We start from the raw sequence: 12,549 nt of genomic DNA on the forward strand, positions 1-12,549 counted from the left end.
CGGTTTTACGCAGATTGTTTGACGCACCCGGCGCCCGAAACAACAAACCCGGCCAGGGCCGGGTTTGTGACACCGCGATTACAACTCGGGCTCATCCACCCCGGTATACACGTCCGAATCCTTGTACAGGTCGTGCACATGGCGCACCAGCACCATGATCACCGCCGCCACCGGCAGCGCCAACAGGATGCCGGTAAAGCCGAACAGCTCGCCACCCGCCAAAATCGCAAAGATCACTGCCACTGGGTGCAGGCCGATCCGATCGCCCACCAGCAGTGGCGTCAGCACCATACCTTCCAAGGCCTGGCCCACCATGAACACTGCGACAATCCCGAGCATCGGGTACAGGTCGCCGCCGAACTGGAACAGCCCGGCCACCAGCGCCGCACCGATGCCGATCACAAAGCCCATGTAGGGCACGATGGCCGCCAGGCCCGCGATCAAGCCGATCAACAGCCCCAGTTCCAGGCCGATCGCCATCAGGCCGGCAGCGTAAATCACCCCCAGGGCCAGCATCACCAGCAACTGGCCACGTACGAACGCGCCCAGTACCTCATGACACTCCGCCGCCAGGGAAACAACACGCTCTTCGCGGTCACGAGGCAGCAGGCTGCGGATCTTGGCCATCATGATGTCCCAGTCTCGCAGCAGGTAGAACGCCACCACCGGGATCAGCACCAGGTTGGTCAACCAGCCGATCAGCGCCAGGCTCGACGCAGTCGCCTGGCTGAGCACCACCGTGACGATATCGGTGGTCTTGTCCATATGCTCGCTGATGGCCGCCTTGACCTTGTCGAACTTCCAGAAGCCATCCGCCAGCCCGAACTTGGACTGGGCCCACGGCATTGCCGTGTGCTGCAACCAGTCGAGCATCTGCGGCGCCAGTTCATAGAGACGAAACAGCTGCTTGGCCAACATCGGCACCAATATCAACACCAGCGCCGTGATGATCAACGTGAACAGCGCAAACACCGTGATCACGCCCCAGGTGCGCGACATGCCGACTTTTTCCAGGCGATCCACCACGGGATCGAACAGATAGGCGAGCAGTAGCGCCACCAGGAACGGCGTCAGGATCGAATGCAGCAAGAACACAAACACGCACAGCAGGACAATCCCGCCAAGCCACACCCAACGACGCGTATCCGCCATAAACCACTCCATCTGTTTTTACGCCCTTCTTCTATATAGAAAGAGGAACACTATTTACCAACGAAAACGCAGTTGCGCCTGTGGCTCAGGTGCAACAGCCGGTTGCGTGCCTTCGATCACGGCTGGCTGGGCCGGGGCTTCACCAGCAGGAATTTCCTGCAGCTTGGCCAGGCTCAATTGGGTGCGCAGTTGTTCGGCGCTGCCATTGACGCGATACACAATCCGGTTGCCATCCACTAACTGCGGCTGGCCGCCAAAGGGCTCCAGCAAGCGACCCAGGGCGGCGTAGCGCTCCAGATTCATGCCTTGCACTTCAAGCAGTTGCTCACTGCTCACTCCAGGCTTGACCGCAAAACGTGGCGCCAGCTTTTGGCTGACCGCCAGCAATACCGCGTCGGCAAGCGCGGCAGTGTCAGCGCCTTGGGCGGTACCCTCCTCAGCCTTGTCGCCCAGCCACAGGCGCCATTTGGCCTGCCATTGACTGCCTTCCTGGCGCGCATGCACGGCCAGCAAAGCATCGGCACCGTAACGCTCGGACGCTGCACGCAAAGGCGTGGCGTCCGGGCTTTCAAGATTCGGCGCGGTGGCGACTACCTGTTCATCCAGGTCTCCCAGCGGCAAGCGCAGCGGCAGACCCCGGTGCTGCGCGGCCCGGCGCAAGGCCTGGGCAACGGCCTGGCCATCGCCGACCAGGCTGCTGCCTTCGGTTGAATCGTTCAGCCACCAACCCAGGATCGACGGCCGGTTGCTGCCCCAGATCGACAGGCCCGCATCACGCAAGGCGCGGTCGGTGCTGACCGGGTCGAAGTCCACTTGCAGGCTTTCCGGCGGGCCGGCGTCGTAGCCGTACTGGCTGATGATTTGTTGCGGGTCTTTGCGGATCGCCGCCAGGCCCGGGCCATCGGCGGCCTTGGCGTCGCCGGTCAGGCGGATCACCAGGGTCTGTACGGCACGCTGGGTGGCTTGGTCGCGCTCTTGGGGCGACTGGCTGCTGACCGGTTCGAGTACTTGATAGAGGCCATTGAGGGTTTCGGCATGACTCGCCAGGCTGACCAACGACAAGCAGCCTACAAAGAAGAATTTACACAGACGCATGGAAGATTCCCGAACGACAAATTTAGCGGCTGGAACAGACCGCGTGAATCGGTTTAGCCAGGCTGTGACCACAGCACCCGGCAAAACATTCACAGGGCCTCGGTAAGTTTTTGTACTGTCATAACGATAGCGGGTTCAAGGCTATACCTTAATACGCACGATTACCGGCCCGATTTGCATTTTTTTGAGCTCATATGCCCTGCCCGTCGGCCCGAGGATGGCCGCTGCCCCTCAAGCCTGATAAAATCGCGCGCCTTCGCAGACCGTCAACGGCAGGGCCCTTTCCAAAAGCCCCCGCCCGCCCGGTCGTTACCCAGAAATCCCCCCTAAAGGCCTGGATCATGAGCAAGCAACCCTCCCTGAGCTACAAGGACGCCGGTGTAGACATCGACGCCGGTGAAGCATTGGTCGAACGCATCAAGAGCGTCGCCAAGCGCACTGCGCGCCCTGAAGTCATGGGTGGCCTGGGCGGTTTCGGCGCCCTCTGCGAAATCCCGGCCGGCTACAAGCAGCCTGTACTGGTGTCCGGCACCGACGGCGTGGGCACCAAGCTGCGCCTGGCCCTGAACCTGAACAAGCACGACAGCATCGGCATCGACCTGGTCGCTATGTGCGTCAACGACCTGGTGGTGTGCGGCGCCGAGCCGCTGTTCTTCCTCGACTACTACGCCACCGGCAAGCTCAATGTCGAGACCGCGACCCAGGTCGTGACCGGCATCGGCGCTGGCTGCGAACTGTCGGGTTGCTCCCTGGTCGGCGGTGAAACTGCTGAAATGCCAGGCATGTACGAAGGCGAAGACTACGACCTGGCCGGCTTCTGCGTCGGTGTGGTGGAAAAAGCCGAGATCATCGACGGCTCCAAAGTAGCCGCCGGTGACGCCCTGCTCGCCTTGCCATCGTCCGGCCCGCACTCCAACGGTTACTCGCTGATCCGCAAGATCATCGAAGTGTCCGGCGCCGACATCGAGAACATCCAGCTCGACGGCAAGCCACTGACCGACCTGCTGATGGCGCCGACCCGCATCTACGTCAAGCCACTGCTCAAGCTGATCAAGGACACCGGCGCCGTCAAGGCCATGGCCCACATCACTGGTGGCGGCCTGCTGGACAACATCCCGCGCGTACTGCCAAAAGGCGCACAGGCGATTGTCGACGTGGCCAGCTGGCAGCGCCCGGCAGTCTTCGATTGGCTGCAAGAAAAAGGCAACGTCAACGAAACCGAAATGCACCGCGTGCTGAACTGCGGCGTAGGCATGGTGATCTGCGTCGCGCAGGAACACGTTGAAACCGCGCTGAATGTGCTGCGTGAAGCCGGCGAGCAACCTTGGGTCATTGGCCAGATCGCCACTGCCGCCGAAGGCGCAGCCCAGGTTGAACTGAAGAACCTCAAGGCTCACTGATGCCCCAGACCTGTGATGTCGTGGTGCTGCTTTCCGGCACCGGCAGTAACTTGCAGGCCCTGATCGACAGCACGCGCACCGGCGACAGCCCGGTGCGCATCGCTGCGGTGATTTCCAACCGCAGCGACGCCTACGGTCTGCAACGCGCCCGGGACGCGGGTATCGACACCCGCGCCCTGGATCACAAGGCGTTCGACGGCCGCGAGGCCTTCGACAGCGCCTTGGTCGAGCTGATCGACGCCTTCAACCCCAAACTCGTGGTCCTTGCCGGCTTCATGCGCATTCTCAGCGCAGATTTCGTCAGGCACTACGAAGGGCGCCTGCTCAATATCCACCCTTCCCTGCTGCCCAAGTACAAAGGCATGCACACCCACCAGCGCGCTCTCGACGCTGGCGACAGTGAGCATGGCTGCAGCGTGCACTTTGTGACCGAGGAACTCGATGGCGGGCCTCTGGTCGTACAGGCAGTGGTTCCGGTAGAGTCAGGCGACTCGGCGCAGACGCTTGCGCAACGGGTTCATACCCAGGAACACAGGATTTACCCGCTGGCTGTTCGCTGGTTTGCCGAAGGACGGTTGATTCTTGGCGACCAGGGTGCATTATTGGACGGCCAGTTACTCGCGGCCAGCGGCCACTTGATTCGAACCTAGGAGATTTTATGCGTCGCGCCCTGCTTTTCGCTTTTGCGCTGTTCGCTTTGCCTGCCGTACAAGCGGCAGACCTTCACCCCTTCTCCGTCAGCTACACCGCCGACTGGAAACAACTGCCCATGAGCGGTTCGGCTGAACGCAGCCTGAGCAAGAATGGCGACGGTACCTGGACCTTGAATTTCAAGGCCTCGATGATGATTGCCAGCCTGACCGAAACCAGTGTGATCCTGTTCGACAAGGACACCCTGCAACCCAAGAGCTACAGCTTCGAACGCGGCGGCCTGGGCAAGGCGAAGAAGATCAATCTGGACTTCGACCAGAGCGCCAAGAAAGTCACCGGCTTTGAAAACAAAGACCCGGTCAACGTCACTCTCGAAAGCGGCATGCTCGACAAGTCCACCTACCAGCTTGCTCTGCAACGCGATGTTGCCGCTGGCAAAAAGAGCATGAGCTACCGCGTGGTTGAGGGTACCGATACCGATACCTACGACTTCCGCGTGATCGGCTCGGAAAAGGTCCAGACCAAGGTCGGCTCGATCGACGCGATCAAGGTCGAGCGCGTGCGCGACCCGTCGCAGAGCAAGCGCATCACGCAGATGTGGTTTGCCAAGGACCAGGGCGGCATCCTGGTTGCCCTGCGTCAGGTCGAGACTGACGGCAAGGAATACAACATCATGCTGCAGGATGGCACTGTTGACGGCCAGGCCGTCAAGGGCAGCTGATTGCGCTGATGAGTTGAATAAGAGCCTCGCTGAATGCGGGGCTTTTTTTTTGCCTGGGATTTTTAGGGGGAGCCACTACCGCTATCACAGGCAAGCCAGCTCCCACAGTGGAATGCATTCCAAGGTGGGAGCTGGCTTGCTTGCGATAGCGGTGCCGAGGTCAACCTAGCCGACCTGAACATGAAACTTTTGTCATAAAGCCTCTGCGATGGCGACGCAATGCCTTGGTTTACACGGCCTCCAGCATTGTTGCATTCCCTGCAATGAATTATTGCGCGCAAAATCAGTTTACTTAGCAAGCTAACAAATCATATAACAGAGGCCTGCGACGACTTGCCGCAGATCAACCAGAGATTGGAGCAAGCAGATGACTGTAAAAGTAACTGAACGCGACGATGAACATATGTCCCATGAAGCAGTAGGCCACGGGATTCACATCTGGGATGTCCATCAGCAAGACGTATTGGTCGGCATGTTTCACAACGAGAGCGACGCCCACAATTATAAAAACGAGCTGGAAACTCTCGAACTGCAACGCCAGGCAAAAAGCTCCTGAAGCTCTGAAATCATGTTGACGCCCGGCCCACGCAGCCGGGCCGTCTACATCAAAAACCGCGCCATTCGAGCGCGGTTTTTTTGTCAAAGATTCGGTATAAATTAATGTAACAAAAGCACACACAAATAATGATTCTCGATATCATTCGTGCGCCTTTCATTCAGGCTCACGTTTAGGGAATCAATTTGATGCACGGAAATAGCAGGAAGCCAGAAAACGCGTTGCTGGAACGCTGGAGTGAAGCGCTTGCCACTGCGCAATTTCAGGCCAGCCACATCAGCCTCGACGCCCTGATCAATACGCTGGCCCCCGCCGCCGAACGCAGCTTCCAACGCCTGATCCAGGCATTGTTTCGTGAAAGCCTGCTGGACCCCAGCACCCTCATTTATGACGAACATGGGCAATGCTCGCTGACACTGCCTTGCCAGGCTCACCTACGTTTTGATCATTTGCGTCCTGGCCGCATGGCAAGCTGGGACCTGCGTGGCAAAGTCATCCTGTTGCGCGAAGGCCAGCCCGAACAGAAAATCCAGTTCCCATCACAGTTGTTGACGTTGCTTAACGCCAGCCTTGAGCCGCCTGCCGCCCGGGAAGTGCTCAACCGCCTCAACGTCGAGATCGACGACAGCTTCATCAACGACACCTTGTGCCTCGCCTTCCATGAGCAATGGACGCTCAAGCTGCATGCGTCCATGGGCCCGGTGCATCAAGACAATCTGCTGAGTCATCTCAAGAACAGCCCGAGCGTTATCAACCCGACTTCCGTGCTTGAACAGTGGGGAACATTGGGTCACCCATGGCACCCCAACTACAAGACCAAGCTGGGCCTGAATACCGCACAAGTCATCGACTATTCGCCTGAGTTCGAAGCACGCTTCCCGGTGCTGCTGTGCGCGTTACATCGCCAGTTTGCCCATGTCGAACGCTTGGGCGGCACCGCAGATTACTGGCAGTGGTGGAGCGAGCACTTTCCACAAACGGCACAGCAATTGACCGCAGCCCTGCAAGCACACGGCCTTCAGGCAAGCGATTATCTGCCGTTGCCTGCCCATCCTTGGCAGGCCCATCAGGAGCTGCCTGAACTGTTCGCCAACGAAATCGGCGACAAACTGCTGGTGCTGACCGATATCGTCGCGTTTACCGCCCACCCCACCATGTCATTCAGAACCGTGTTGCCTGAAGGCCGTCGCAATGCGCCGATGGTCAAACTGCCAGTGTCACTGCGCCTGACCAGCGTACAGCGCACCGTATCGCCGCGTTCAGCACGCATGGGCCCACGGATCAGCCATCTGCTGCTGAGCATCCTGGACCGCGAGCCTGCGATTCAACAACTCCTGAACATCGTGCCCGAGCGGATCGGTGTGCATTTCCAGCCACAACCGGCCAATGATGAGCACTCTCGCCACCTGGCGGTGCTCTATCGCGACAATCCCCAGAGCCAGCTCCAGCCGGACGAAATGGCGGTGCCGGTGGGCAGCCTGTTTGCCATTGATCAACACGGCCAGCCGCTACTGCGCCAATGGGTGCGCCTGAGCCAAGGCAAGGATGACGCGGCGGCCATGCTCGCCTTCTTCCATGATTACGCGGCGATCAGTGTGCCGGCGCTGCTGGGCATGTATTTGCGCTACGGCATCGCTTTTGAGGCCCATCAACAGAACTCCTTCATGGTGATGGCCGCAGACGGACAATTAAGCCGCCTCCTGTTGCGCGACTTCGGCGATATTCGAATCGACCGCAAGACCTTGCACGCCCACGGCCTGGACATTGAACTGCACGACCCGAAGATGACGCTGTACGACGACGCTGGTTTCGTACGGGACAAGCTGCTGCACACCGTATTCATGTGCCATCTGGGCGAGCTCATCCTGCTTGCCGCGCGCCACTTCGACATCCCCCAGGCGCTGCTCTGGAATGAACTGTCGGCTCAGGTCAACCAGTGTTTTGACGACCTGCGCTCGCAGGTTGATCCGCAGCGCTGGGCCACCGAGCGCGAAGCACTGCTGGAGCACGCGTGGCCGGCCAAGTCGTTCATGCGCATGCGCCTGCTGGAGAGTCATGCCGATATCGTCGGGCGGTTGCCTAACCCGTTGAGCGCGGCCGCCAATGCCGACTAACAACACAGCGCTAAGGCTGCTGGTGGTGATTCAGTTGGTGTCGATGGGGGCGATGGAAATGAGCGGCCCGTTCTGGCCGCTGCAAATCCAGAAGCTGCTGGGCACTGCAAATGCCCAGTACACCGGCCTGCTGTCTTCGCTGGTGTATGCCGGGCCGATGATGGCGGCGATGATTCTCACGCCCCTGTGGGGAAGACTCGGCGACCGTACCGGCCATAAGCTCATGATTATCCGCGCGCTGCTGGCGTTGGCGGTGTGCCAGGCGCTGGCTGCGATTACGCCTGATCCATGGTGGCTGGTGGCCATCCGCGTGGTACAAGGCGCATTGGCCGGTTTCATCGCCGCAGCCCAAGCTTACGCACTGGCCCGCTGCGGCGACGGCGGACGGGGGCACATTCTTGCCCGGCTGCAATCAGCCACTGCCGTAGGCTCCCTGGCCGGACCGGTGTTGGGCGGCTGGTTGATGGACATATCCGGTTTCGCATTGCTGTGCTACAGCGCCACCGCCGTCTGCCTGCTGTGCGCGATAATCAGCGCGTTTTTACCCAGTGACTCACCACGATCGAGACCTGCCCGCACGTCCAAGCCTGCCGCACTCCCCAAAGGCTGGATTGGCGCGATGCTGGGGATCATCGTATTGATCCAGGCAGCCAGGATGATGCCGCAACCGTTTTACGCCTTATATGTCGCCCAGGTGTTGCACGCGCCCGCGTGGCTGATCGGCGCCAGCTATGGCGCCAGCGCCCTGACCCTGGCACTGTCCGCACCGTTGTGGGGCCGCCTGTTCGATCGACATCAGCCAGCACATACGCTGCGCATCATCGAGTGGGTCACGTGGGCCTGCGCCTTCACGCTGGCCTGCACGGCGCTGGCCGGTGAATGGTCGGGGTTTATCGCCAGTCGGCTGCTGTGGGGCGTGTGGCAGGGTGCTTTGTTGCCCGTGGCCTACACACTGATCGCCACTACCGTAGCGCACAGCCAGCAGGGTTTTGCCCTGGGCATGGGCAACAGCGCCGCCAAAGCAGGTGCACTGTGCGGCGCACTGTTGGGCGGTATCGGCATGGGGTGGGTGGGCCTGGCGCACAGCTTCTGGCTGGTCGCACTGACCTACGCCTTGGCCGCCGTGAGTATCCGCGCCATCCGTTCGTTTGCCCGAGCGCCTGAGACATCCGATTTTTCTGTCAATACTTCTAATAACTCTGAGACATGATCATGAACACATCGCAATTGGCAGTACTGCTGCCACTTCTTGGGTCAATAAGTGCCCCTGCCTGGGCCGATCAGACAGAACAGACACAGGCAGCGCCGACCAGCCTGCAATTACAGGCAACAGTGGTATCGGCCACGCGCAGCGAAACCAGCATTGCGCAGATTCCAGGCTCAGTGCAGGTGATCAATGAAGCGCAAATCCGCCAGCAGACGGGGGCAGGACGTCGGGTTGCAGATATCCTCGGCCAACTGGTGCCTGGCATTGCCCCTTCCAGCGGCGGCATGAGCAACTTCGGCCAGACGCTTCGCGGGCGTAATACCCTGATCCTGATCGACGGGGTTTCGCAAAACGCCACGCGTGATAACTTCCGCCAACTCAACAGCGTGGCGCCAGAAAGCATCGAGCGTATCGAAGTGATCTCCGGCGCCAGCAGTGTCTACGGCGCAGGCGCATCGGGCGGCATCATCAACATCATCACCAAACGCAACCAAGGTGAGGACCTGGCGTTCAGCAGCAAGATCGGCATGACCGCCGGCAACAACCTCAGCCACAAGGGGTTCGCTTACCAGGCCTTCCAAAGCGCCACCGGCCGCAAGGGCCCGGTGGACTGGTACCTCTCGGGCAACACCGTGCAGCGCAACGATCAGTTCGACGGTAATGGCAAGCGCATCCCCCAGGACACGTCCCAGGGCAGCAACATGGACACCGATACCTACGACCTGCAAGGTCGCTTCGGCTATGAGCTTGATGACGACAAGAAGATCAGCCTGTCGCTGCAAGACTACAAGGACGAACAAGACACCCGCTACACCAAGAACCCCCGCATCACCAGCAACGCAGTCGCCGTAAAAGGCCTGGACCTGGGCGACCAACCCTACACCCACAACCAGGCGGTCAACCTCAACTACGCCGACAAGGATTTCTACGGCCAGGGCCTGCAGGTCGAAAGCTACTGGCGGCGGGCCGACGCCCTGTTCTTTCCAGACCTGTCCCGAGGCCGGGCAGGCGTGTCAGATAACAACAGCGTGCAGGACGTCTACGGCCTGCGTGCGGCGATCGACACCCAGATGCCGGACATCGGGCCGGCAACGGGCAACCTGGTATGGGGCGCGGACTACGACCATGAAACCTCACGCCAGCGTGGCGACCAATACCGGGTCAATGGCCTGACCTACACGAAAACCGGTACCACGTTCGAACTGGGTCCAGATATCGAGACCACCACCAAAGCCATCTTTGGCCAGCTCTCCTACGACATCGACAACTGGACCTTGCGCGGTGGCGTACGTCGCGAATGGATTGAGAGCAAGGTCTCCGACAGCATCGCGTATGGCGAAATCGTACAGACCGGCAACCGCGCGACACTGCCCGGTGGCACGCTCAAATACGATGACACGCTGTATAACCTCGGTGCGGTGTACCACCTGACCGACAACCAGGATGTGTTCGTCAATTTCAGCCAGGGCTTTTCCCTGCCGGATATCCAGCGCTTCCTGCGTGACGTGAACAGCAAATACGATATCCAGGATCTCAATGCCCAGGCCTTGAAAGTCGACAGCTACGAGCTGGGCTGGCGTGGCGACTGGGACAAGTGGCAGGCCAGTGTCACCGCGTACGAAAACACCTCGGATGTCACGCAGTTCTATGATGCCAATGATCGTGTGCTGCGCCTGATCAATCAGAAAGAACGCGTGCGTGGCGTCGAAACCGGCCTGACCTATAACATCACCGACCAATGGTCCGTCGGCGGTACTTACGCTTACGCCAAAGGCGAGACCCAGCAGAACGGCAAGTGGATCGACCTGCCTGCCACCCGCATCTCCCCCGCCAAGACCACAGCCTTTGTCGGCTATGAGCGTGACGACTACAGCCTGCGCTTACAGGGTATGCGCCTGGCCAATTATGACGCTGCGGCCAAGGACAACAACGGTCGCGATATCCAGGGCTACACCCTGGTCGACCTGCTGGGCTCGGTAAGGCTACCGGTAGGCCGCCTCGAAGGTGCGGTGTACAACCTCACCAACCGCAACTACCAGAACATGTTCGCCCAGGCCAACGCCCGCGCACCGTACCCGAATGCCGAGGGTCGTACCTTCAGCCTGAGTTACGCAGTGGATTGGTAACAGCCTGGTGCTGCACGTTTAAAAATACAAACCCCGCCTTATGGCGGGGGTTGTCGTTTTTTGCGGCTTACCACATCAGATCATCAGGGATCTGGTAAGCGGCGTACGGATCATCCTCGTCCGGCACCTGGCTTTCGGTGAGGATGTTGAGCTGCACGATACGCTCCGGCGCGCGCTCCTGGATCTTCAGCGCCGCTTCGCGAGGGATCACCTCGTAGCCGCCGCCGTGGTGCACGATGGCCAGGGAACCGTTGCTCAGCTTGTTGCGCATCAGCGTGTTGACGGACAGGCGCTTGACCTTCTTGTCATCCACGAAGTTGTAGTAGTCCTCGGTGGTCAGCTTGGGCAGACGCGAGGTTTCGATCAGTTGCTTGACCTGGGCGGTACGCGCCTTGGCCTCGGCTTTTTCCTGCTGCTGGCGGTTGAGTTCCTGGTCACGCTTGACCTTCTCGGCGTGTGCCTCAGCGGCCAGGCGCGCCTGGGTGTCATCGACTTCGGCCTGGCCTTTGTGGACCAGGCGCTGCTGCTTCTGTTTCTCTTTGCCGACCTGCTTGGCCTGCTTTTGGTTGACCAGACCTGCTTTGAGCAACTGGTCGCGAAGGGAAAGGCTCATGGTGCTTACTCACTTAGGCAACTGCTCAACCGCAGCTGGACACATTCTTTTCTTGGCGTTTGGCTTCGCCCCAGAGGGCGTCCAACTCTTCGAGGGTGCAATCTTCTATGGGTTGGTGCGTATCGCGCAATGCCTGTTCGATAAATCGGAAACGTCGTTCGAACTTGGCATTGGCACCGCGCAAGGCGGTTTCCGGGTCGACCTTGAGGTGACGCGCCAGGTTGACCGCGGCAAACAGCAGGTCGCCGACTTCATCGGCGATGGCCACCGCGTCGTTATCGGCCATGGCTTCGAGCACTTCGTCCAACTCTTCGCGCACGTTATCCACCACCGGCAACGCGGACGGCCAGTCGAAACCGACCTGGCTGGCGCGCTTTTGCAATTTGGCCGCACGGGACAACGACGGTAAGGCGGTGGGCACATCATCGAGCAGGGAGAGTTGCTCGGGAGCCTCGGACTTTTCTGCGCGCTCCTCAGCTTTGATCTGCTCCCAGCGTTCCTTGACCTGTTCTTCGCTCAACTGCGGGATATCCAGCGGTGCGTACAGGTCGCCGGTTGGAAACACATGAGGATGCCGGCGAATCAACTTACGGGTGATGCTGTCGATCACGCCGGCAAATTCGAAGCGCCCTTCTTCCCGCGCCAGTTGGCTGTAATACACCACCTGGAACAGCAGATCGCCCAACTCGCCTTGCAGATGGTCAAAGTCGCCGCGCTCGATGGCGTCGGCCACTTCATAGGCTTCTTCCAAGGTGTGCGGGACGATGGTCGCGTAGGTTTGCTTGATGTCCCATGGGCAGCCGTATTGCGGGTCGCGCAGGCGGTTCATCAGGTGCAGCAGGTCTTCGAGTGAATACATCAGTCTCTTTCCGCTGGAGTGAAAACACTGAAAATCCAATGAGGGAGCGGGCTTG

General features: G+C 60.0%; 11 protein-coding genes. 7 read left to right on the plus strand and 4 right to left on the minus strand.

What is annotated here, in order from left to right:
- Positions 1-78: 78 nt before the first annotated feature.
- Both CER19_RS15210 and CER19_RS15215 read right to left on the minus strand, forming a co-directional pair.
- Entirely contained in the window at positions 79-1,152 is a 1,074-nt protein-coding gene (locus CER19_RS15210; protein WP_003193054.1) for an AI-2E family transporter, read from the minus strand.
- A 54-nt stretch (positions 1,153-1,206) separates the two neighbouring features.
- On the minus strand, positions 1,207-2,247 hold the full coding sequence (locus tag CER19_RS15215) for a DUF2066 domain-containing protein (protein ID WP_116666998.1): 1,041 nt from the start codon (positions 2,245-2,247) through the stop codon (positions 1,207-1,209).
- A gap of 341 nt (positions 2,248-2,588) precedes the next feature.
- On the opposite strand from CER19_RS15215, the gene purM reads away from it, so the two are divergent.
- The 7 genes from purM to CER19_RS15250 all read left to right on the plus strand — a co-directional run bounded on the left by purM (position 2,589) and on the right by CER19_RS15250 (position 11,022).
- Complete coding sequence (gene purM, locus CER19_RS15220) at positions 2,589-3,647, plus strand: phosphoribosylformylglycinamidine cyclo-ligase (RefSeq protein WP_014719398.1); 1,059 nt, start codon at positions 2,589-2,591, stop codon at positions 3,645-3,647.
- Positions 3,647-4,297, plus strand: a complete 651-nt coding sequence (gene purN / locus CER19_RS15225) for a phosphoribosylglycinamide formyltransferase (RefSeq protein ID WP_116666999.1) — start codon at positions 3,647-3,649, stop codon at positions 4,295-4,297. Before purM ends, purN begins: the two co-directional genes overlap by 1 nt.
- An 8-nt stretch (positions 4,298-4,305) precedes the next feature.
- Positions 4,306-5,019, plus strand: coding sequence for a DUF3108 domain-containing protein (locus CER19_RS15230; protein ID WP_116667000.1), 714 nt, complete (start codon positions 4,306-4,308; stop codon positions 5,017-5,019).
- Between the two features lie 367 nt (positions 5,020-5,386).
- Positions 5,387-5,575, plus strand: a complete 189-nt coding sequence (locus CER19_RS15235; protein WP_003193064.1) for a hypothetical protein — start codon at positions 5,387-5,389, stop codon at positions 5,573-5,575.
- 188 nt (positions 5,576-5,763) lie between these two features.
- Complete coding sequence (locus tag CER19_RS15240) at positions 5,764-7,689, plus strand: IucA/IucC family siderophore biosynthesis protein (protein ID WP_116667001.1); 1,926 nt, start codon at positions 5,764-5,766, stop codon at positions 7,687-7,689.
- Positions 7,679-8,899: an MFS transporter gene (locus CER19_RS15245; protein WP_116667002.1), complete on the plus strand. Its 1,221-nt coding sequence runs from the start codon at positions 7,679-7,681 to the stop codon at positions 8,897-8,899. The genes CER19_RS15240 and CER19_RS15245 overlap by 11 nt, the downstream gene beginning before the upstream one ends.
- Before the next feature lie 2 nt (positions 8,900-8,901).
- Entirely contained in the window at positions 8,902-11,022 is a 2,121-nt protein-coding gene (locus tag CER19_RS15250; protein WP_116667003.1) for a TonB-dependent receptor, read from the plus strand.
- Positions 11,023-11,089: 67 nt separating this feature from the next.
- Here the strand turns inward: CER19_RS15250 and CER19_RS15255 are convergent, their stop codons facing one another.
- Together CER19_RS15255 and mazG are read right to left on the minus strand one after the other, a co-directional pair.
- Positions 11,090-11,635 (minus strand): DUF2058 domain-containing protein, encoded by a 546-nt coding sequence (locus CER19_RS15255; RefSeq protein ID WP_014719402.1) that lies wholly within the window; start codon positions 11,633-11,635, stop codon positions 11,090-11,092.
- 25 nt (positions 11,636-11,660) lie between these two features.
- On the minus strand, positions 11,661-12,494 hold the full coding sequence (gene mazG / locus CER19_RS15260; protein WP_116667004.1) for a nucleoside triphosphate pyrophosphohydrolase: 834 nt from the start codon (positions 12,492-12,494) through the stop codon (positions 11,661-11,663).
- Positions 12,495-12,549: the final 55 nt, after the last annotated feature.

Source organism: Pseudomonas sp. GL93, from assembly GCF_003408955.1.
Classification (GTDB): Bacteria; Pseudomonadota; Gammaproteobacteria; order Pseudomonadales; family Pseudomonadaceae; genus Aquipseudomonas; species Aquipseudomonas paracarnis.

Bases quoted from the DNA above. Each gene is read 5' to 3' on its own strand.
- CER19_RS15210 (WP_003193054.1), bottom strand. From the start codon at position 1,152: ATGGCGGATACGCGTCGTTGGGTGTGGCTTGGCGGGATTGTCCTGCTG.
- CER19_RS15215 (WP_116666998.1), bottom strand. From the start codon at position 2,247: ATGCGTCTGTGTAAATTCTTCTTTGTAGGCTGCTTGTCGTTGGTCAGC.
- purM (WP_014719398.1), top strand. From the start codon at position 2,589: ATGAGCAAGCAACCCTCCCTGAGCTACAAGGACGCCGGTGTAGACATC.
- purN (WP_116666999.1), top strand. From the start codon at position 3,647: ATGCCCCAGACCTGTGATGTCGTGGTGCTGCTTTCCGGCACCGGCAGT.
- CER19_RS15230 (WP_116667000.1), top strand. From the start codon at position 4,306: ATGCGTCGCGCCCTGCTTTTCGCTTTTGCGCTGTTCGCTTTGCCTGCC.
- CER19_RS15235 (WP_003193064.1), top strand. From the start codon at position 5,387: ATGACTGTAAAAGTAACTGAACGCGACGATGAACATATGTCCCATGAA.
- CER19_RS15240 (WP_116667001.1), top strand. From the start codon at position 5,764: ATGCACGGAAATAGCAGGAAGCCAGAAAACGCGTTGCTGGAACGCTGG.
- CER19_RS15245 (WP_116667002.1), top strand. From the start codon at position 7,679: ATGCCGACTAACAACACAGCGCTAAGGCTGCTGGTGGTGATTCAGTTG.
- CER19_RS15250 (WP_116667003.1), top strand. From the start codon at position 8,902: ATGAACACATCGCAATTGGCAGTACTGCTGCCACTTCTTGGGTCAATA.
- CER19_RS15255 (WP_014719402.1), bottom strand. From the start codon at position 11,635: ATGAGCCTTTCCCTTCGCGACCAGTTGCTCAAAGCAGGTCTGGTCAAC.
- mazG (WP_116667004.1), bottom strand. From the start codon at position 12,494: ATGTATTCACTCGAAGACCTGCTGCACCTGATGAACCGCCTGCGCGAC.